Raw genomic sequence first — 19,328 nt, 5'->3', positions numbered from 1 at the left:
AACGATGCATCGCCGATGGTAGTGTGGGGTTTCCCCATGTGAGAGTAGGTCATCGTCAAGATTCATTTCGCAAAACCCCTATCTGCGCGAGCAGGTAGGGGTTTTGTCTTTCTGGCCGTCCAAAACAGCGACTGAAAAACCGATCTGTATCGCAATCAACCGCGCGCCAACTCGGCCAGATGCGTCGTGGCCTCCTCGCTCTTGAGCACCAGTACATCCCCCTCGAGTGAATCAAGCACCACCTCGGCGGTGTTGCCGATCAAGGCGCCAGATATCCCCGTGCGCGCAACGGTACCGACGATGGTGACCACCGCATCGATCTGTTTCTCGGTATAGGGAATCAGTACATCGGCAGGCCCCTCGGCGACATGCAGGCGATCCTCGCTGATATCGAACTCCGCCTGGAATGCCGAGCACGCTTCGCGGTAGCGTTTTTCGATGGTTTCGCTGAGCTGATACACCGGGTCGGACGCCGACAGCATCGGCGAGGGATGAGCACTGATCACATGCAACTCGCCTTTGGCCAGGCTGGCGATCGCATAGCCATGGTCGATGATGCTGGCATGTAGCCGCCGATGATCCCCGTCCTGATTCCCCACATCCACCGCTGCGAGGATCTTGCCGCTGGTCCAGGGCCGTTCGCTTTTGACCATCAGCACGGCGCAGGGGCATTGGCGCAACAGTTTCCAGTCGCTGGGTGTGAGCAGCGCCTTGCGCAGCGGATTGTCCGGACGATGCTCCTTGATCACCAGTTCGCACCCTTCGGCTTGCTGCACACTGATAATCGACTCATGCAGCGTGTCATGCCAGGCCTGCTCATGGGTGACATTGTCGTAGCCATCATCATGCAGTTGGCTACTGAGCAGGCTGAGCAGGGCGCTATGGTCCTGCTTCTTGTCGCACATCAGCAGATGCAGGCGTGCGCCGGTCACCCCGGCGATCAGCTTGGCCCGGGTCAACGCCCGGCTGTGGGCGTGCTCGGGGTCGAGTACGACGAGGATGCTGCGAACGGCTTGCATGGGCATGACTCCGTTGGGATATGAAGGCCAATGCCTGACTATAGTCGGCGGTATGTATCGCGCCGTTTGACGTGTATCAAGCATAGTCGCTGGCGATCGGCATCGCCCTCGGTATAATCCGCGCTCCTGCGATGCTACCCAGCTGTGAGCTTATGTCCCTGACCCCTGAAATCGACGCCTTCCTTGGCTGCCCTACGCCTGACGCCTGGATCGAAGCGGCGCTCGCCGACCAGGAAACCCTGCTGATCGACCACAAGAACTGCGAGTTCAAGGCCGCCAGCACCGCGCTCAGCCTGATCGCCAAGTACAACACCCATCTGGACTTGATCAACATGATGTCGCGCCTGGCTCGTGAGGAGCTGGTGCACCATGAACAGGTTCTGCGCCTGATGAAGCGTCGTGGCGTCCTCCTGCGGCCTGTTTCGGCAGGACGATATGCCTCGGGCTTGCGCCGCGTCGTGCGTGCTCACGAGCCGGTCAAGCTGGTCGATACCCTGGTCGTCGGCGCTTTTATCGAGGCGCGCAGCTGTGAGCGTTTCGCAGCGCTGGTGCCACACCTGGATGAGGAGCTTGGCACCTTCTACCACGGCCTGCTCAAGAGTGAGGCACGTCATTACCAGGGCTACCTGAAACTGGCGCACCACTATGGTGAACAAGCTGATATCGCGCGGGTGGTGGAGAAGGTGAGGGAAGTGGAAGCCGAACTGATCAGCTCGCCAGATATGGAGATGCGCTTTCACAGCGGCATCCCGATGGCCCAGCCCGCCTGAGTGCGAGCGGGCCCGCGGGGGCGCGTCAGCTTACTGACGACGGCCGAGCAGCAAGCCGACCACCAGCCCGAAACCTGCGGAAATCGCGACGGTCTGCCACGGATGACCACCAATGTACTCCTGCGTGGCATCTACCACCGGCTGTGCCTTCTGCCCCAGACGACTGGTGGCCTGGCGTGCCTGACGCAGCTTCAGGCCAAGCTGGGCGCGCAAGGTGTCGGCTTCTTCGCCCACCAGTGAGGCGCTGTCGTCGAGAAGCTTTTCGGACTCCTCGATCAAGGCCTGCAGCTCACTGAAAACCTGGTCCTTGATCTGATCGCTGTCGACTGTTGCGGTGGATTTCCTGGCCATGAACACGTCCTCGTAGATGGATTGACTTGTACAGTGGATAACGGCGTGCGTCGAAAGTTGCACCGGCATACCAGCGCCTCGCCGCTAGGTGTAAGATAGCGCTCATTTTCAAGCGGCAGGAAAGACCATGAGTTTCAATCTGGCCAACAGAGATTTCGCCGAACGCGCGCAGATCGAGGCGGAAAAAGCCCGACTGTTTCAGCTTTGGCAGAGCAACCTCGGCAAGGCCAAGGGTGAAGCAGCCCGAATGATCGCCGAGAAACCCCGACGCAAGGGCAAATGGGCCGAATGGGTCCGTGCCGAGCTGGAGGGTATGTCGCCCCCGGAGTTCGCCGACATGGTTCGCAGCGAAGTCAACAAGATGATGGCGGCAGCCAGCGCCAACCGCTGATCCTCACCAGCCTGCACCCCCAGGCTGCGGCAGATCGAGCTTGCCTTTATCGGTGAAGCGCACCGTACCCAGCGGTCCGCCGGCCAGCTTCCCGCGCAGCACATAGGGCAATCCCTGTAGCGATTGGGTTTGGCTGAGACCATACGCCTGGCGCAAGAACGAAAACGCGGTGATGCTCACCGGGACCACGATCACCGCCTCGTCATAACGGCCGATATGCCCGCGCTGGTCGCTGACACCTGCCGCCAACGGTTGATCGTTCACTTCCAGGTTCAGTGCAATACCGTTGAAGTCCACCGGCGTCTCGTTGGGGTTCTGAACGCGTATCTTCACTGCCATGCGCAACTCCAGGTCCTGCCCGGGCAGGGGTTCGACACCGATGACATTGATGTTCAGCGGATCGCGGTTTTGCAGCAGTGCGCAGGCATTGAGAGCGAGGGCCAGCAGCAGGGCCAGGCACAGTCGGGCTGAGTTACGCAAGCAGGCGGTCATGTCAGGGGGCCTTGGCTGTAGAGGGCCCTTGAGTGTGGCAAATACATTCCATCGGTGAAACCCTCGCTGTCGCCCCGAGCGCTTCCGGGCTGAAGGAAACATCACGAATCAACTCCATTGGTTTTCATGCTTTTGTCGCGAACCTGAAGCGCCTTAGGCTATCCAACGCTTGGGCGCGACTTTTCGTACCGGAGATGAAGGATGAAACCTACACTGCCTTTCCTCGCCATCAGCCTGCTGCTGTGCCTTCCTGCGCACGCGGCCCCCGTGCAGATGCCCTTGCTTGCCGCCAGCGACCGCAATAACCCCTACAACAGTCCGATTCAGCGCGCCAACCCCAACAGCCGCCAAGGCAGTGTACCGGCGACGCCGCCGGTGCGCGGTCCCTCGACCCAACCGATTGTGCGGCCACCGACGCTGGACAACCGCGGCATCGGCAACGGTGACAACCTGCGCCGTCAGCAACAGACCCCGAACCTGGAACCCACTCGGCCACCGCGCGATTCACAACGTGCGCCCTGAGCCTCTTGATTGGAAGGATCCCCGCATGACGTCACGTATCTGGATGACCACCCTGGCTGCAGCCGCGCTGTTCCCGCTATTGGCGCAGGCTGCCGACGACAGGCAGTTTCCGAGCGAAGAAGGGCAGTTGACCGTCAGTACCGTTGCCGATGGCCTGGTCAACCCGTGGGCTTTGGCATTCCTGCCGGGGGGCAAGGATATGCTCGTCACCGAGCGCTCAGGCAACCTGCGCATCGTCGGGGCCGAAGGCAAGGTCGGGCCGCCGCTGTCAGGGGTGCCCAAGGTCTGGGCGCAAGGGCAGGGCGGTCTGCTGGATGTGGTGCTTTCGCCGGAGTTCAACCAGGATCGCACGGTGTACCTGTCGTATGCCGAGGAGGGCGCGGACGGCAAGGGAGGCACGGCGGTCGGACGTGGCCAGCTGTCGCAGGACCGCGCGCGCCTGGAAAATTTCACCGTGATCTTCCGCCAGCAACCCAAGCTGTCTGACGGTAACCACTTCGGTTCGCGACTGGTGTTCGACCGCGACGGGTATCTATTCATTGCCTTGGGCGAGAACAACCAGCGCCCCACCGCCCAGGACCTCGACAAGTTGCAGGGCAAGCTGGTCCGCATCCTGCCTGATGGCGAGGTGCCCAAGGACAACCCCTTCGTCGGCCAGAAGAATGTGCGCCCGGAAATCTGGTCGTACGGGCACCGCAACCAGCAAGGCGCGGCGCTCAACCCCTGGACAGGCAAGCTCTGGACCCACGAGCATGGCCCACGCGGCGGCGATGAGATCAACATTCCCCAGGCAGGCAAGAACTACGGTTGGCCGATCGCGACCCATGGCATCAACTACTCGCTGCTGCCTATCCCCGAGGCCAAGGGCAAGCATGTCCAGGGTATGGAAGATCCGCACCATGTGTGGGAGAAGTCCCCAGGTATCAGTGGCATGGCCTTCTACGACAGCCCGACCTTCAAGGCCTGGGATCACAACCTGTTCATCGGTGCGTTGGCCACCCAGGAGCTGATTCGTCTGCAGCTCGACGGTGACAAGATCGTCCACGAAGAGCGCCTGTTGGGGGAACTCAAGGCGCGTATTCGTGATGTGCGAGTGGGGCCGGATGGTTACCTTTACGTGCTGACCGACGCCAAGGATGGGGCGCTGCTCAAGGTAGGCCTGAGCGGGAGTTGATGGCGGATCCGGGAAACCCCCATTACCATGGCGATTTGCTCACGACCCATCGCCATGACGCCTTACGCCCTTTATCAGCAAGCCATCCTGCAGCAAGGCTTTGCCGCCGATCCTGCACAGGCTGAGGCTGTTGCCGCCCTGCAGCATTGCTTCGAGGTGCTGGAGCAGGGGCGTAGCGGCCAGGGCGTCTACCTGTGGGGCCCGGTCGGACGTGGCAAGACTTGGTTGATGGATCAATTCCAGCAGTGCCTTGCGGTTCCTTCCCGGCGACAGCATTTTCATCACTTCATGGCCTGGGTGCACCAGCGCCTGTTTTTGCTGAGTGGCACTGCCGACCCACTGCATGCGTTGGCCCAAGAGCTTGCCAGGGATATCCGCGTACTGTGCTTCGATGAGCTGTTTGTCAGCGATATCGGCGACGCGATCATCCTGGGGCGCCTGTTTCAGGTGCTGTTCGACCAGGGCGTGGTCATCGTCGCTACGTCCAACCAGCCGCCCGACCAGTTGTATCTCGACGGATTCAATCGGGAGCGCTTCTTGCCGGCCATCGCCGCGATCCAGCGGCACATGCAGATCGTTTCCGTGGCCGGTGAACAGGACCACCGCCTGCACCCCGGCGAACAACGCCAGCGCTACTGGATTGCCGAGGCGGGCAAGCCCGGCGCAATGGTCGAGGTATTCCGGCAACTGAGCGCGGATGACCCCGGCACCGACCAACCGTTGCAGGTCGGGTCGCGGCAGATCCAGGTGATTCGCCGCAGCGAGCAGGTGATCTGGTGTCGCTTCGCCGACCTGTGCGAGCAACCGCTGGCGGCGACTGAGTTCATGGCCCTGTGTGACCGCTATACGGCCATCCTGCTGGAGGGGCTGCCAGCACTGGGTGGGGTGCAACGTGCCGGACGCATCGCCCGCGGAACCGAGGACGGCGCCCGGCGTGTAGTGGCTGGTGATCGCCAGTTACCGGCGCTGTCGCCCCGCGATGACAGTGTGCGGCGTTTCATCGCATTGGTCGACGAATGCTACGACCGTCGGGTCGCCTTGTACCTGGAAGCGGAGGTTGCGCTCGAAGCGCTCTACACTCAAGGGTATCTGGCGTTCCCGTTCAGGCGGACCCTGAGCCGGCTGCGGGAGATGCAACTGCAACGCTTCGCCTGAAGGAGCCGACCATGGAGCTGCTGTCGCACCATCTGCTGACCCAGGCCTACAACAATGGGTGGGCCAACCATCGCCTGTACAAGGCATGCCTGCAACTGAACCACGACGAGTTCGTCGCCCCCCGTTGCAGCTTCTTTCCCTCGATCAAGGCCACGCTCAATCACCTGCTGACGGTGGACTGGTTCTACCTCAATGCCCTGGAGTGCGAGCAGCGCGGTGAAGCCCCCGAGGCGGATGGCGAGCGCTTCTTCGAGCCTGAACAGCCGTTTGCTACCTGCACCGACCTGCACGCCCAGCAGGCCCAGGCCGACCAGCGCCTGATCGCATATTGCCGACTGTTGCGTGACGACCAGTTGCGGCGCTATGTGAGTATCGTGCGGCCTGACCGGGTCCAGCGTGAGCAGCGCCTGCGCCTGCTCGCACACCTGTTCGAACACCAGATCCATCACCGCGGGCAGGTGCATGCGATGCTCAGCGACACCTCGGTGCGCCCGCCGCAGCTGGACGAATTCTTCTGCGAGGAGGAAGCGCCCCTGCGTGCGGATGATTTTGCCGAACTGGGGTGGAGCGAAGAGCAGGTCTGGCGGGCGTGACAGCTTTGCCCGCGCCGTCTGTTCAGGAGCGGCCTTGTGGCCGTAGTAGGCCGCTCCCAGCTTGCCGCAAGGCGAGAGCTACTGCTGCAACCAGTTGATCAAGGCTTTGTGGAACGCTTCAGGTTCCTCGATCTGTGGGGCATGACCCATGCCCGCGAAGGTGACCAGTTGCCCCTGGGGAATCAGCTTGGCCACCTGCGGTCCGAGCTCTGCGTATTTGCCCAGGCGGGCCTTGACCTCTGGCGGGGCGATGTCGCTGCCGATGGCGGTAGTATCCTTGTCGCCGATCAGCAACAGCGTCGGCATCTTCAAGTCCTTGAACTCGTAGACCACAGGCTGGGTGAAGATCATGTCGTAGATCAGCGCCGAGTTCCATGCCACCGCCTCGTGCCCTGGCCCTTTGTTCAAGCCCACCAGCATCTGTACCCATCGCTCGTATTCCGGTTTCCAGCGCCCGGCGTAGTAGGTGTTGCGCTCGTAGTTGCGCACGCCTTCGGCATCGAGCTTGAGTTCACGCTGATACCATTGATCGACACTGCGATAGGGCACGCCCAGGGCTTTCCAGTCTTCCAGGCCGATCGGATTGACCATGGCCAGTCGCTCCACCTGCTGTGGGTACATCAGCGCATAGCGGGTGGCGAGCATGCCACCGGTGGAGTGGCCCAGCACGTTGACCTTGTCGATGCCAAGCTGTTGAAGCAGTGCATGGGTGTTGTCGGCCAGTTGCTGGAAGCTGTACTGGTAGTGCTCCGGCTTGCTCGAGGTGCAGAAACCGATCTGGTCCGGGGCGATGACCCGATAGCCGGCCTTGCTCAGGGCATCGATGGTGGTTTCCCAGGTGGCGGCGCAGAAGTTCTTGCCATGCATCAGCACTACGCTGCGACCATTGGCCTTGCCCTGCGCAGGGACATCCATGTAGCCCATCTGCAGGGCTTGGCCCTGGGAGGTGAGAGCGAAGTGCTTGAGCGGGTGAGGGTAGGTGAAACCTTCGAGCTGTTTGCCGTAGGTGGGCGACTCGGCGGCGATGGCCGAGCTGCCGACGAGGCAGGCCAGGGCCAGGGCGGTTGCGCGCAGCATCGGGGTACTCCGTGTAGGTTCAAGTAGGAAAAGGCGACTGTAACAGTCAGTTGACCTTCGGAACCGTGAAAGGTGTTACCCGTTGTGAAACCAGCCCAGGGTGATCATCGCGACCACCAGGTAACGCCCGGCCTTGGCCAGGGTGACCAATAGCAGGAAGCGCCAGAATGGTTCGCGCATGATGCCTGCGATCAGGGTCAGTGGATCGCCGATCACGGGCATCCAGCTCAGCAGCAGCGACCACTGGCCCCAGCGTTGGTAGCGTCGTTGCGCACTTTGCAGCTGGCTGGCGCTGAACGGAAACCAGCGTTTTTCGCGAAAGCGCTCGATCGCTCGGCCCAGCAGCCAGTTGACCAGCGAGCCGAGCACGTTGCCCAGGGTCGCTACCAGCAACAGCGTGAGCCAGGCGTCGGGGTCGCGCAGGAGCAAGCCGACCAGCACCGCCTCGGACTGCAGCGGCAGCAAGGTGGCCGCGCCAAAGGCGCTGAGAAACAGCGCCCAGAGACTGAGCATCAGTATTCGGCGACCACAGTGTCCTGGCCGTCCTGAGTCAGGCCGATGACCTGATAGGCATCCTTGTGGTCACCCATTTCCATGCCAGGTGAGCCCATGGGCATACCCGGCACGGCCAGCCCCTTGAGATCGCTGCGTTTGGCCAACAGGCGCACCTGTTCGGCGGGCACATGCCCTTCGACGAACTTGCCGTCGATCACGCCGGTATGGCAAGACGCCAGGCGTGGTGCGACGCCCAGGCGCTGCTTGACCGCGCTCATGTTCGGCTCGACATGGTCGTTGACCGTGAAACCGTTGTCGTGCAGATGGCTGATCCACTGTTTGCAGCAGCCGCAGTTGGGGTCGCGGTAGACATCGATGACGTCGGCGGCCTGGGCCAGGCCACTGATTGCCAGCAGTCCAAAGGCCATCAGGTGTTTGTGTAGCATGGTCGAACTCCTTCAAAAACGCAGGCGCACACCTGCGACCAGACGGGTCTGCGCGGGGTCGTCGCCGTCTTCACGGGCCTGGTCGGCGCGTGTACCGTGCCCGCGGTTGAAACTGACGCCGACATAGGGCGCGAAGCTGCGGGTGATTTCATAGCGCAGGCGCAGGCCAACTTCGCTTTCGGCCAGCCCCGAACCTTGTTCGCGCCCGGCGTCGTTACGGCCGAAGAAGTTGGCTTCGATGTTCGGTTCGAGGATCCAGCGATTGGTCAGCAGCATAGCGTAACTGGCCTCCAGGCGCAGCGCGGTCTGCTGTCGCTCGCCGGCATAGGCGGTGGCTTCGAACTCCAGCCCATACAGCGGCGTACCTTGGATGCCGAACGCTGCCCAGGCCTGGCCGCTGGCAGGTTTGAAGTCCTGGCGTATACCACCGACCAGCTCCCACCAGGGGCTGATGGCATGGCCCCATAGCGCCTGCAGTTCGGCCTTGTGGGTGATGCCCTGTTCACGTTCGCCTTCGCTGCGCAGCCACAGGCGATCGATGTCGCCGCCGATCCATGCGGTGGCATTCCAGTTCAGCACGCCGCTGTTGTCGAAGTGCTGGTATTCGAGTTGATCGACGATCACCGCGCCGTTCAGTGCATCGTCATGTACCTGGTGGCCCGGCAAAAGGGGGAAGGCGGCGCGGCGGTCGGCATCGGTGATGACCGGCAACGCCGTGCTGGGTTGGGTCGGGTTCTGCTGCGCGCGCGCCTCTTCGCTGGCCAGTAGCACCAGCAGTGTGATGCTGGTCAGGATCCAGCGGCTGTTGAGCTCATTCATCGACCCGTACCTCGCGGAACATGCCGGTCTCCATGTGGTAGAGCAGGTGGCAGTGGTAGGCCCAGCGGCCCAGGGCGTCGGCACTGACCCGGTAGCTGCGGCGCGTTCCGGGCGGGATATCGAGGGTGTGCTTGCGCACCATGAAGTTGCCCTGTTCATCCTCCAGGTCGCTCCACATGCCATGCAGGTGAATGGGGTGGGCCATCATGGTGTCGTTGACCAGGGTGATGCGCACCCGCTCGCCATAGGTAAGGCGCAGCGGCTGGGCGTCGCTGAATTTCACGCCGTCGAATGACCAGGCAAAGCGCTCCATGTGGCCGGTGAGGTGCAGTTCGATATCGCGTGAAGGCGGGCGGCCGTCGGGGTCTTCGAAACGGCTGCGCAGGTCGGCGTAGGTCAGCACCCGGCGGCCGTTGCCGCGCAGGCCGATACCGGGGTCGCCCAGGTTTGGGCGGGGCGCCATGGTCTGCATGTCGACCAGCGGGTTGTCAGTCTCGCTGGCCGGGTGTGGCTGCATGGCGGCCATTGCCGCGTGATCCATGCCGGCCATGCTGGCGTGGTCCATGCCAGGCATGTCTGCTATTGCGGTGCCGTCCATGCCGCCGTGCCCCATGTCGTTCAAGGTCAGGCGGGGGCGTGGGTCCGTTGCAGGGACGGGCGCCTGCTGGCCGTGAGCATGTGCCAGGGTGCCACGGGCAAAGCCGGTGCGGTCCATGCTCTGGGCGAACAGCGTGTAGGCTGGCGCATCGCCCGGCTCGACCAGTACGTCGAAGGTTTCGGCCACGGCGATGCGCAGTTCGTCGACCGTCACCGGCACCACAGGTTGGCCGTCTGCGGCGATCACGGTGAGTTTCAGGCCGGGGATGCGGAAGTCGAAGTAGGTCATGGCCGAGGCGTTGATCAGGCGCAGGCGTACCGTCTCGCCGGGGCGGAACAGGCAGGTGAAGTTGCCGTCCGGCGGCTGGCCGTTGAGCAGGTAGCTGTAGGTGGCCGCGCTGATGTCGGCAAGGTCGGTGGGGCTCATGCGCATGCCGGCCCACATCAGGCGCTCGTCGACGGTCTTGCGCCAGCCGTCGCGAGCGACATCCTCGATGAAGTCACCCACGGTGAGCTTGTGGTAGTTGAAGGCGTCGGACTGCTTCTTGAGCGTCGCCAGCAGTGCTTCGGGGGCCTGATCGCTCCAGTCGCTGAACAGCAGCACATGGTCGCGCTGGTAGTCGTGTGGCTCGGCCTCGCGCGGTTCGATGACGATTGCCCCATAGACCCCCGCCTGCTCTTGCAGCCCGGAATGGCTGTGGTACCAGTAGGTGCCACTCTGGCGCAGGGTGAAGTGGTAAAGGTAGTCGCCGCCAGGTTCGATGCCGGCGAAGCTCAGGCCCGGAACACCGTCCATGTTGGCGGGCAGGATGATGCCGTGCCAGTGGATCGAGGTGGGTTCGGCCAGGCGGTTGCGTACGCGCAAGGTTACGCTGTCACCTTCGCGCCAGCGCAGCAGCGGGCCGGGCAAACTGCCGTTGACGGTGAGGGCAGTGCGGGGGCGGCCGGTGATGTTGACGGCGGTCTGGCCCACGTACAGTTCGAAGTCCTGTCCCTGCAGCGGTTGGCCTGGGCGATGGCCTTCGGCGGCGCTGGCCAGTGGGCGCCAGAGGCCCAGGCCGGCCACTGCGGTGGCGGCGCCGAGGCCTTTGACGAAGGTGCGACGGGAGGGGCTGTGGGGCATAAACGGCCTCAGGCAGGGCTTGGGTAGAGGCCTTGTCGCGATCGGGCGCGCCTTTCGTAGCCCTGGGCTTGCCTGCGAACGGCCTTGGAATAGCCCGATGATCCACCACCGTTCCTGTCAGCCAGCTGAGGCTGTCATTACAGCGTTGTCAGCCCAGGGCCTCCTGCACAGGCAGGTCGCGCATCAGCAGCCCGAATTCGAGCGATACCTGCTCCGGAATCGGCAGGTACACCAGGTGCCCGTCGCCTGGAGCCACCTCGATGGCCTGGCCTTGGCGATCACCCAGCCGGTCGAGCTCGAAGTGGTAGTTGCCGCGAGGGGTCATCAGTTCGAGGGTGTCGCCCAGTGCGAAGCGGTTCTTCACCTTCACCTCGGCCAGCCCGTCGATACGCAGCCCCGTCAGTTCGCCAACGAACTGTTGACGCTCCGAGACCGAGTTGCCGCGCTGGTAGTTCTGGTACTCGTCGTGCACATGGCGGCGCAGGAAGCCTTCTGTGTAGCCGCGCTGGGCCAGGGACTCGAGGTTGTCCATCAGGCTGCGATCGAAGGGCCGACCGGCGACGGCGTCGTCGATCGCCTGGCGGTAGGACTGCACGGCACGGGCGCAGTAGAAGTGCGACTTGGTCCGTCCTTCGATCTTCAGCGAGTGCACGCCCATCCGCGTCAGGCGCTCGACGTGCTGTACCGCGCGCAGATCCTTGGCGTTCATGATGTAGGTGCCGTGTTCGTCCTCGAACGCAGGCATCTCTTCACCGGGGCGATTGCCCTCATGCAACAGAAACACCTGTTCGGTGGGCGCGCCAATGCCCAAGGTCGGTTCGCACTCACGCACGATGTCGCCGGTGGCGTTTTCCCCTGCCGGGGTCGCCTGGTACTTCCAGCGACAGGCGTTCGTGCAACTGCCCTGGTTGGCGTCGCGCTTGTTCAGGTAGCCCGACAACAGGCAGCGACCGGAATAGGCCATGCACAGTGCGCCATGGACGAAGACCTCCAGTTCCATGTCAGGTACTTGCTGGCGGATTTCCCCGATCTCTTCCAGCGACAGCTCGCGCGACAGAATCACCCGGCTCAGGCCCAGCTGTTGCCAGAACTGCACGCTGGCCCAGTTCACTGTGTTGGCCTGCACCGACAGGTGCACGGGCATCTGTGGGAAATGCTGGCGCACCAGCATGATCAGCCCGGGGTCGGACATGATCAACGCATCGGGTGCCATCTCGATCACGGGCGCCAGGTCCTTGAGGAAGGTCTTGAGCTTGGCGTTGTGCGGCGCGATGTTGACCACCACGTAGAAGCGCTTGCCCAGGGCGTGCGCTTCCTGGATGCCCAGGGCCAGGTTGGCGTGGTCGAATTCGTTGTTGCGCACCCGCAAGCTGTAGCGCGGCTGGCCGGCGTAGACCGCATCGGCGCCATAGGCGAAGGCGTAGCGCAGGGTCTTCAACGAGCCGGCGGGGGCCAGCAGTTCGGGCTTGGCAAGAGGGTTCATGGGGGCACCGGGGCAAAAGGTGCGGATGCTACGACCGGGCCCGGAACGCGGTATTGACCTGGATCAAGCGCTGCTGATGGCACTTTTGCCTCTACGCTGTGCACTAAGGTCCAGGACAATCGAGGAAAGCCCATGAATCAAACTGCTCTACAGAACAGAGCCCTGGCCGTATTGCTGGCGCTGGTCACCATCGCATTCTTCTGGATACTGCTGCCGTACTACGGCGCGATCTTCTGGGCCGTGATCCTCGGCATCCTGTTCGCACCGCTGCAGCGCAACCTGCTGCTGCGTTTCAACCGTCGGCGCAACCTGGCGGCCGGCGCTACCTTGGCCACCTGCCTGATGATTGCGATCCTGCCGGTGATCATCATCAGTGCCCTGCTGGTCCAGGAAGGGGCAACACTGTACCAGCGCATCGAAAGCGGCCAACTGGATATCGCCGGCTACATCGAGCGCGGCAAGGACATGCTGCCGCACTTCGCCCAGAACGGCCTGGACCGCATGGGCATGGGCAATCTCGATGGCCTGCGCGACAAGATCACCAAGTGGGCGACACAGGGTAGCCAGTTCCTTGCCAGCCAGGCTTTCAGTTTTGGCCAGGGCACCTTCGACTTCCTGGTGAGCTTCGGCATCATGCTCTACCTGCTGTACTTCTTCCTGCGTGAAGGGCCGGAGCTGGCGCGCAAGGTCCGTCAGGCCGTGCCGCTGCCCGAGCAGCAGAAGCGCCGCTTGCAGTTGAAGTTCAACCGTGTGGTGCGGGCCACGGTGAAGGGCAACCTGTTGGTGGCGATCACCCAGGGCGCGCTGGGCGGCTTGATCTTCTGGGTGCTGGATATTCCCAGTGCGCTGGTGTGGGCGGTGCTGATGGCGTTCTTGTCGCTGTTGCCTGCGGTGGGTGCCGGGATCGTCTGGGGGCCGGTTGCGGTGTATTTCCTGCTGACCGGCGCGATGTGGCAGGGCATCGTGCTGACGGCGTTCGGCGTGCTGGTGATCGGGCTGGTGGACAACCTGCTGCGCCCGATCCTGGTGGGCAAGGATACGCGCATGCCCGACTACCTGATCCTGGTGTCGACCCTGGGCGGGCTGGCGGTGTTCGGCCTCAACGGCTTCGTGATCGGGCCGTTGATCGCCGCGTTGTTCATTTCCAGCTGGACGATCTTCACCGAGACCACACCGCAGGTGCAGTTGCCGTCCTGACTCGATCTACCCAAGGGCAGGAGCAGCGTAATGCTGCTCCTGCAGGGTGCATGTTCAATTGCCCCGGCTAGTCGCTAGCGAAAGCTGTACGAAACCCCCGCATACATCCCGAACCCTTCTCCCGGGGTCGAGCGCGCAGCATCCAGCCCGACATCGTCGTACCCTGGTGTCACCGTCGCGGCGTAGCGCTTGTTGGTCAGGTTGCGCAGGTCGAGCCAGGTCTGCCAGTCGCGCTTGGGCGAATCCCAGCCCAGACGCGCGCCCAGCAGGGCGTAGGCATCGGCGTGATAGCTGTTGGCGTAGTCCACCTGCACCTTGGAGGCCAGTTGCGTGTTCACCCCGGCGTAGAAACCGCTCGGCCAGTCGTAACGTAGCTCGGCCTGGTAGTAATGCATGGGGATGCCCGGCAAGCGGTTGTCGCCGAAGCGGTCATCGTCGCGGTAATGGAAGTCGCTGAAGGTATAGGCCTGGCGCAGCGACAGCTTGCCACTGCCCGGCTGCTCCCACAGCGTGCTGTCCAGACCAGCTTCGATGCCCTGGTGCACGGTGGCGCTGGCGTTGAACTCCTTGAACGGCTGCCCCGGCACGATTTCCACTGCCAGCAGCTCGTGACGCACCTGCGAGTAGTACCAGGCCAGGTCCCAGCGCCCCAGCACCGAGTCGCCGCGGGCCCCCAGCTCCAGGGTGGTGGCCGTCTGGTTCTGCATCTCGATCGGTTGCGTTGCAACGGTCGAACTCCAGATCAACGACCAGGGGTGCGGTGGTTCGACGGAGCGACTGAGGTTGCCGTAGACCTGGGTCTGCGGATCGATGTCGTAGCGCAGGCCCAGGCGTGGTGCGTAGTCCCAGTCGTGCTGGCTGACCTTGCCGCCGTTGGCGGGGAAGGTGACAGCACTTTCTCGGCGGGTGTAGATCATGGCAAGGCCCGTGGTCAGCCACAGGTTGGGGACCAGCTCCAGATCGTTGCCCAGGTGCAGCACGGTGTCCGAGCCCTGGTAGCTGAAGTCGCGGCTGCGCGGGCCGAACACATCGCCATTGCGGGCGAACTGCGAGGCGCCGCTGTTGGGCAGGTGCTTGGTGGTGCGCCAGCCAACGGTGGTCTTGCTCTCGTGGCCGAACAGAGTGTCGCGACGCATATAGTTGAGCGTGCCGCTGACATCGGTGTAGGCCACCTTCAGGCGCATCGGGCCTTCGCGCAGGTCCATCGGGTAGTCGTGGTAGACCAGCCCGGCCTCCAGGCGTGAGTCGTCGTCGAGGAAGAAGGTGGTCTTGTTGCCCACCCAGGTGCTGCCGGGCTGGGGACGGCTGTCATCGCGGGCGAGGTAGGCTGGGTTGGCGGCGCGCGGGTGGTGCTTGATCTGCTCCTTGGTCAGGCGCCCGGCCAGATCGTTCTCGGTTTCCCGGTAGCGCAGGTAGAAGCGCGTTTCCAGATTCGGGTTGAAGCGATAGCCGACATTGGCGGCGATGCCCTTGGCACTGCCGCTGCTGTGTCGCTGGTAGCCGTCGTACTCGGCGTCGGTCAATGCCACGTAGTAGTCGAGGTTGCCCAGCACCTGGCCAGAGCTGATGTGCCGGCGCTGGTAGCCGTGGCTGCCGACCTCATAGCGCAGTTGCAGGGGGGCGGCGTCATGGCCGGTGTGGGTCACGTAGTTGATCGCACCGCCCAGAGCCAGGGCGCCCTGGTCGAAGCCGTTGGCGCCGCGCAGTACCTCGGCGCGGCTCAGCCACAAGGGTTCGAACAGCTCGTAGGGTGTCCCGCCGGGGCCGGTCAGCGGCAAGCCGTCGAACATCGTGTAGACCCCCGAGCCATGGGCGCCAGGCGCGCGGTTGATACCCGAGCCCCGGATCGACAGCTTGATCCCGTCGTTGCCCGCCGACTGGGCGAACACGCCCGGCTGGTAGGCCAGCACATCCTGGTTGCTGGCCACGCGTCCCTGGCCGACGGTTTCCATATCCACCAGGTTGCTGGCGCCGGGGATCTCGCGCAACCGTTCGGCGGCGGCCTCCTGCTCGGATTGCTGGCGGTCCTGGATCAGCACCTGTTCGAGCTCGATGCGCTCGGCGGCATGGGTGGCGGTGCTGACCAACAGGGCCAGTAACGAAAGTGGAAGGGTCGGACGCATGGGCAGGGGTTCCAGAGCGGGTGCGCAGTTGTGACGCTACAACTGTCAGACGAAGCACAGTGGTCGATCTGCAGAGCGCAGTCCTGGCGCCTGCGTGTTAGCCTTGACAGGTTCCAGCCGCTTCGGACGCCCTATGGCCAACCACAAGATCGAGATCCGCCGTCGCAATATCGAGAAGATCCTCCAGGCAGCCGAGCAGGTGTTCGCCGAACAGGGCTACGGCGTCACCTCCATGGGCGACATCGCCGAGCGTGCGCAGTTGCCGCGTTCCAACCTGCATTACTACTTCAGTACCAAGGACGAACTCTACCGCGCGGTACTGCAGGACCTGCTGGACGTCTGGAAGCAGGATGCCCTCTGTTTCGAACGCTTCGACGACCCGCGCGTCGTGCTGACCAGCTATATCCGCGCCAAGATGGGGCACTCGCGCTCGCGGCCGCTGGGCTCGAAGGTCTGGGCCGAGGAAATCCTCCATGGCGCGCCGCTGCTGGGAGGCAGCCTGGACGATTCGCTGGTGCCTTGGGCGCAGTTGAAGGAAGCCAAGATCCGGCGGTGGGTGGAGGAGGGGCGCATCCTCCCGGTCGAGCCGTCGGCGCTGCTCTACATGATCTGGGCTTCGACCCAGCATTACGCCGATTTCGGTTATCAGGTGGCTTTGCTCAATGATGGGCAGCCGCTGTCGGACATGGCGTTCGAGCGGGCGGTGCAGACGGTGACCAGCGTGATTCTGCGGGGCATCGGGCTGGAGCCTTGAGCCTGCCGGGGTGCCTGACAACCCCGGCGAGGGATCTTGCAGGGTTCAAAATCTGAAGGCCAGCCCAGGTCAGCTCGCTTCACGATAGGGGTTGCGCGGATCCTGGGTCCAGTTCAGGTACGGCTTGCCGGTCTCTTGCGCCACCATGTCGATGCAGTTTTCAACCGGGCAGGTGATCTGGCACAGGTTGCAACCCACGCATTCGGCCTCGATCACGCTGTAGACGTGCGTCCCATCGGCCTGCAGGGTGTTGGCGATGGCCTGGTGCGAGGTGTCTTCGCAGGCGATGTGGCAGCGTCCGCAGCCGATGCAGGCATCCTGGTCGATATGCGCCACCGACTTGTAGTTGATGTCCAGGTACTTCCAGTCGGTGGTGTGCGGTACGGCCTGGCCGCGGAAGGCTTCCAGGGTGCGGTGCCCGTGCTGGTCCATCCAGCGCGCCAGGCCATCTTTCATGTCTTCGACGATGCGAAAACCGTGCAACATCGCTGCCGTGCACACCTGCACCGCGCCGCTGCCCAGTGCGATGAATTCCGCGGCATCGCGCCAGTTGCCGATTCCACCGATGCCACAGATCGGCAGGCCACGGGTTTCAGGATCGCGCGCGATCTCGGCGACCATGTTCAGCGCGATCGGTTTGACCGCCGAGCCGCAGTAACCGCCGTGGGTGCTCTGGTCACCGACGATGGGGTGGGCGACCATGCGGTCCAGGTCGACACTGGTGATCGAGTTGATGGTGTTGATCAGCGACACGGCATCGGCGCCGCCTCGATGTGCGGCGCGGGCCGATTGGCGGATGTCGGTGATGTTGGGCGTGAGCTTGACGATCACCGGCAGTGAGCAATACGTCTTGCACCAGCGGGTGACCATTTCCACGTATTCCGGCACCTGGCCGACCGCCGCGCCCATGCCGCGCTCGGGCATGCCGTGGGGGCAGCCGAAGTTCAGCTCGATGCCATCGGCGCCGGTGGCTTCGACCAGCGGCAGGATGAACTTCCACGACTCCTCGACGCACGGCACCATCAACGACACCACCAGCGCCCGGTCGGGCCAATCCTTCTTAACCTGGGTGATTTCACGCAGGTTGATCTCCAGCGAGCGGTCGGTGATCAGCTCGATGTTATTGATGCCCTGCACCTGGCGGTTGGCGCCGAAGTGCGCGGAGTAGCGCGACGACACGTTGACCGCCGCCGGGTCCTCGCCGAGGGTTTTCCAGACCACACCACCCCAGCCCGCCTCGAAGGCGCGAACCACGTTGTAGGCTTTGTCGGTCGGTGGCGCGGACGCCAGCCAGAAAGGGTTGGGTGCCTTGATACCGGCGAATTCAATGGACAGATCGGCCATTTACGCTGCCTCCACATTGAGCATGAGTTGGGCATGGATGGCTTCGGCGGCCAGCTTGCCATGTTGCACGGCCTGGACGGTGAGGTCCTGGCCAAGGGCGGTGCAGTCGCCACCGGCATAGACGCCAGGCAAGCTGGTGCGCATCTGCTCGTCGACGCGGATGCGTTCGCCATCGCGCGCCAGTTGCGCCGCCACCGGATCCTTGAGCCCTGCGTCGTCGAAGCACTGACCGATGGCCTTGAAGATCGCGTCGGCGGGCAGCTCGAAGGTTTCGCCGGTATCGGCCAGTTTTCCTTCGACCTGTTCGGTGCGGACGAAGCGCATCCCCTTCACCCGGCCCTGCTCATCCAGCAGCACCGCATCGGGCCGCGCCCAGGTATGCAGGCGCACCTGGTTGGCCTTGGCGATGTCCTGCTCGTGGCCGGTGGCGCCCATGTCGGCGGCGCCGCGGCGGTAGACGAGGTTGACCTCGCGCGCCCCCAGGCGACTCATCTGCACCGCCATGTCGATGGCGGTATTGCCCGCGCCGATCACCAGGCAGCGGTCGGCCAGCGGCAGTTGGCTGAGGTCGTCGGCCTGGCGCAGTTCACGGATGTAGTCGGTGGCGGCCAGCACGCCAGGGGCCTCTTCGCCCGGCAGGCCGAGCTGGCGCACGGCATTCAGGCCGAGGCCCAGGAATACCGCGTCGTACTGGTCACGCAGCTCGCCGAGGGTGAGGTTGTCACCCAGGCGTTGGCCATGGCGGAGCTCGATGCCGCCGATGCCGAGCAGGAAATCCACTTCACGCTGGGCGTAGTCGTCGACCAGCTTGTAACGGGCGATGCCGTATTCGTTGAGGCCGCCAGCCTTTTCCAGCGCCTCGAAGATCACCACGTCATGACCATGCAAGGCCAGGCGATGGGCACAGGACAGCCCGGCGGGGCCGGCACCGACCACTGCGATGCGCTTGCCAGTGCTGGGCGAGCGCTTGAAGGGGTGTTCGCTGAAACCGGCGTTGTCCAGGGCATAGCGTTGCAACTGGCCGATCAGCACCGGCGCGCACTCCTGGGCGTTGTTGCGTACGCAGGCTTGCTGGCAGAGGATTTCGGTCGGGCACACGCGGGCACAGCTACCACCGAGGATGTTCGCCGACAGGATCCGCTCGGCGGCGCCCTGCAGGTTTTCATCACTGATGCGGTGGATGAACGAAGGGATGTCGATTTCGCTCGGGCATGCATTCACACAGGGGGCGTCGTAGCAGTACAGGCAGCGCGCGCTTTCCACGGCGGCCTGGCGTGCGGTCAGGGGAGGGGCGAGGTCGGTGAAGGCGTCGGCGAGCTGCCCGGCGCTGGCCCTCGGGCGCGGCAAGTGGTTCAGGGTGTCGATCACGGTTGTAGCCTCTCTCTTTTTTATGGGTGCAGGCG

General features: G+C 63.7%; 20 protein-coding genes. 8 read left to right on the top strand and 12 right to left on the bottom strand.

The window, feature by feature from the left end:
* Positions 1-155: 155 nt before the first annotated feature.
* Positions 156-1,019, bottom strand: coding sequence for a universal stress protein (locus ACNFHO_RS24500; protein ID WP_416767658.1), 864 nt, complete (start codon positions 1,017-1,019; stop codon positions 156-158).
* Positions 1,020-1,171: 152 nt separating this feature from the next.
* Here ACNFHO_RS24500 and ACNFHO_RS24495 point away from each other — a divergent pair, with 152 nt between their 5' ends.
* Complete coding sequence (locus tag ACNFHO_RS24495) at positions 1,172-1,789, top strand: tRNA-(ms[2]io[6]A)-hydroxylase (protein ID WP_416767656.1); 618 nt, start codon at positions 1,172-1,174, stop codon at positions 1,787-1,789.
* Positions 1,790-1,819: 30 nt separating this feature from the next.
* On the opposite strand, the gene ACNFHO_RS24490 is transcribed toward ACNFHO_RS24495, so the two are convergent.
* On the bottom strand, positions 1,820-2,140 hold the full coding sequence (locus ACNFHO_RS24490; protein WP_054895322.1) for a DUF883 family protein: 321 nt from the start codon (positions 2,138-2,140) through the stop codon (positions 1,820-1,822).
* Between the two features lie 127 nt (positions 2,141-2,267).
* Between ACNFHO_RS24490 and ACNFHO_RS24485 the strand changes: the two genes are divergently transcribed.
* A complete protein-coding gene (locus tag ACNFHO_RS24485) occupies positions 2,268-2,531 on the top strand; it encodes a hypothetical protein (RefSeq protein WP_054895323.1) in 264 nt (87 codons plus the stop codon).
* A 3-nt stretch (positions 2,532-2,534) separates the two neighbouring features.
* Here the strand turns inward: ACNFHO_RS24485 and ACNFHO_RS24480 are convergent, their stop codons facing one another.
* Positions 2,535-3,023 carry an LEA type 2 family protein gene (locus ACNFHO_RS24480; RefSeq protein ID WP_063545538.1) on the bottom strand — a complete coding sequence of 163 codons (489 nt, stop codon included), beginning with the start codon at positions 3,021-3,023 and terminating at the stop codon, positions 2,535-2,537.
* 201 nt (positions 3,024-3,224) lie between these two features.
* On the opposite strand from ACNFHO_RS24480, the gene ACNFHO_RS24475 reads away from it, so the two are divergent.
* From ACNFHO_RS24475 to ACNFHO_RS24460, 4 genes are read left to right on the top strand one after another with little or no spacing between them, the layout of a single operon-like run.
* Positions 3,225-3,545 (top strand): hypothetical protein, encoded by a 321-nt coding sequence (locus tag ACNFHO_RS24475; protein WP_151926147.1) that lies wholly within the window; start codon positions 3,225-3,227, stop codon positions 3,543-3,545.
* Between the two features lie 25 nt (positions 3,546-3,570).
* Positions 3,571-4,719 (top strand): PQQ-dependent sugar dehydrogenase, encoded by a 1,149-nt coding sequence (locus tag ACNFHO_RS24470; protein WP_112898722.1) that lies wholly within the window; start codon positions 3,571-3,573, stop codon positions 4,717-4,719.
* Positions 4,720-4,773: 54 nt separating this feature from the next.
* A complete protein-coding gene (gene zapE, locus ACNFHO_RS24465; RefSeq protein WP_372822409.1) occupies positions 4,774-5,874 on the top strand; it encodes a cell division protein ZapE in 1,101 nt (366 codons plus the stop codon).
* An 11-nt stretch (positions 5,875-5,885) separates the two neighbouring features.
* Positions 5,886-6,467 (top strand): DinB family protein, encoded by a 582-nt coding sequence (locus tag ACNFHO_RS24460; protein ID WP_063545535.1) that lies wholly within the window; start codon positions 5,886-5,888, stop codon positions 6,465-6,467.
* A 78-nt stretch (positions 6,468-6,545) separates the two neighbouring features.
* Here the strand turns inward: ACNFHO_RS24460 and ACNFHO_RS24455 are convergent, their stop codons facing one another.
* The 6 genes from ACNFHO_RS24455 to yegQ all read right to left on the bottom strand — a co-directional run bounded on the left by ACNFHO_RS24455 (position 6,546) and on the right by yegQ (position 12,507).
* The gene (locus tag ACNFHO_RS24455) at positions 6,546-7,544 is read right to left on the bottom strand and encodes an alpha/beta fold hydrolase (protein WP_054895328.1); all 999 of its coding nucleotides are present in this window, start codon (positions 7,542-7,544) and stop codon (positions 6,546-6,548) included.
* Between the two features lie 75 nt (positions 7,545-7,619).
* Positions 7,620-8,057, bottom strand: coding sequence for a YqaA family protein (locus tag ACNFHO_RS24450; RefSeq protein WP_054895329.1), 438 nt, complete (start codon positions 8,055-8,057; stop codon positions 7,620-7,622).
* Entirely contained in the window at positions 8,057-8,485 is a 429-nt protein-coding gene (locus ACNFHO_RS24445; protein WP_416767653.1) for a DUF411 domain-containing protein, read from the bottom strand. Before ACNFHO_RS24445 ends, ACNFHO_RS24450 begins: the two co-directional genes overlap by 1 nt.
* A 12-nt stretch (positions 8,486-8,497) precedes the next feature.
* A complete protein-coding gene (locus ACNFHO_RS24440) occupies positions 8,498-9,304 on the bottom strand; it encodes a copper resistance protein B (RefSeq protein ID WP_416767652.1) in 807 nt (268 codons plus the stop codon).
* Positions 9,297-11,024 (bottom strand): copper resistance system multicopper oxidase, encoded by a 1,728-nt coding sequence (locus tag ACNFHO_RS24435; RefSeq protein ID WP_416767651.1) that lies wholly within the window; start codon positions 11,022-11,024, stop codon positions 9,297-9,299. Before ACNFHO_RS24435 ends, ACNFHO_RS24440 begins: the two co-directional genes overlap by 8 nt.
* Before the next feature lie 148 nt (positions 11,025-11,172).
* Entirely contained in the window at positions 11,173-12,507 is a 1,335-nt protein-coding gene (yegQ, locus tag ACNFHO_RS24430; RefSeq protein ID WP_416767649.1) for a tRNA 5-hydroxyuridine modification protein YegQ, read from the bottom strand.
* A gap of 132 nt (positions 12,508-12,639) precedes the next feature.
* Here yegQ and ACNFHO_RS24425 point away from each other — a divergent pair, with 132 nt between their 5' ends.
* Complete coding sequence (locus ACNFHO_RS24425; protein WP_054895332.1) at positions 12,640-13,704, top strand: AI-2E family transporter; 1,065 nt, start codon at positions 12,640-12,642, stop codon at positions 13,702-13,704.
* A 74-nt stretch (positions 13,705-13,778) separates the two neighbouring features.
* On the opposite strand, the gene ACNFHO_RS24420 is transcribed toward ACNFHO_RS24425, so the two are convergent.
* Positions 13,779-15,827: a TonB-dependent receptor family protein gene (locus ACNFHO_RS24420; protein ID WP_416767648.1), complete on the bottom strand. Its 2,049-nt coding sequence runs from the start codon at positions 15,825-15,827 to the stop codon at positions 13,779-13,781.
* Positions 15,828-15,960: 133 nt separating this feature from the next.
* On the opposite strand from ACNFHO_RS24420, the gene ACNFHO_RS24415 reads away from it, so the two are divergent.
* Entirely contained in the window at positions 15,961-16,581 is a 621-nt protein-coding gene (locus ACNFHO_RS24415) for a TetR/AcrR family transcriptional regulator (protein ID WP_054895334.1), read from the top strand.
* 69 nt (positions 16,582-16,650) lie between these two features.
* Here ACNFHO_RS24415 and preA read toward each other — a convergent pair whose 3' ends face one another.
* Both preA and ACNFHO_RS24405 read right to left on the bottom strand, forming a co-directional pair.
* The gene (gene preA / locus ACNFHO_RS24410; protein ID WP_054895335.1) at positions 16,651-17,925 is read right to left on the bottom strand and encodes an NAD-dependent dihydropyrimidine dehydrogenase subunit PreA; all 1,275 of its coding nucleotides are present in this window, start codon (positions 17,923-17,925) and stop codon (positions 16,651-16,653) included.
* Positions 17,926-19,293: an NAD(P)-dependent oxidoreductase gene (locus tag ACNFHO_RS24405; protein ID WP_416767647.1), complete on the bottom strand. Its 1,368-nt coding sequence runs from the start codon at positions 19,291-19,293 to the stop codon at positions 17,926-17,928.
* Between the last annotated feature and the right edge of the window lie 35 nt (positions 19,294-19,328).

It is taken from the genome of Pseudomonas sp. NY15374, from assembly GCF_048068255.1.
Classification (GTDB): domain Bacteria; phylum Pseudomonadota; class Gammaproteobacteria; order Pseudomonadales; family Pseudomonadaceae; genus Aquipseudomonas; species Aquipseudomonas machongensis.
Note: the sequence above shows the minus strand (reverse complement) of the source record. Positions and strands in the feature narration are given on the sequence as shown.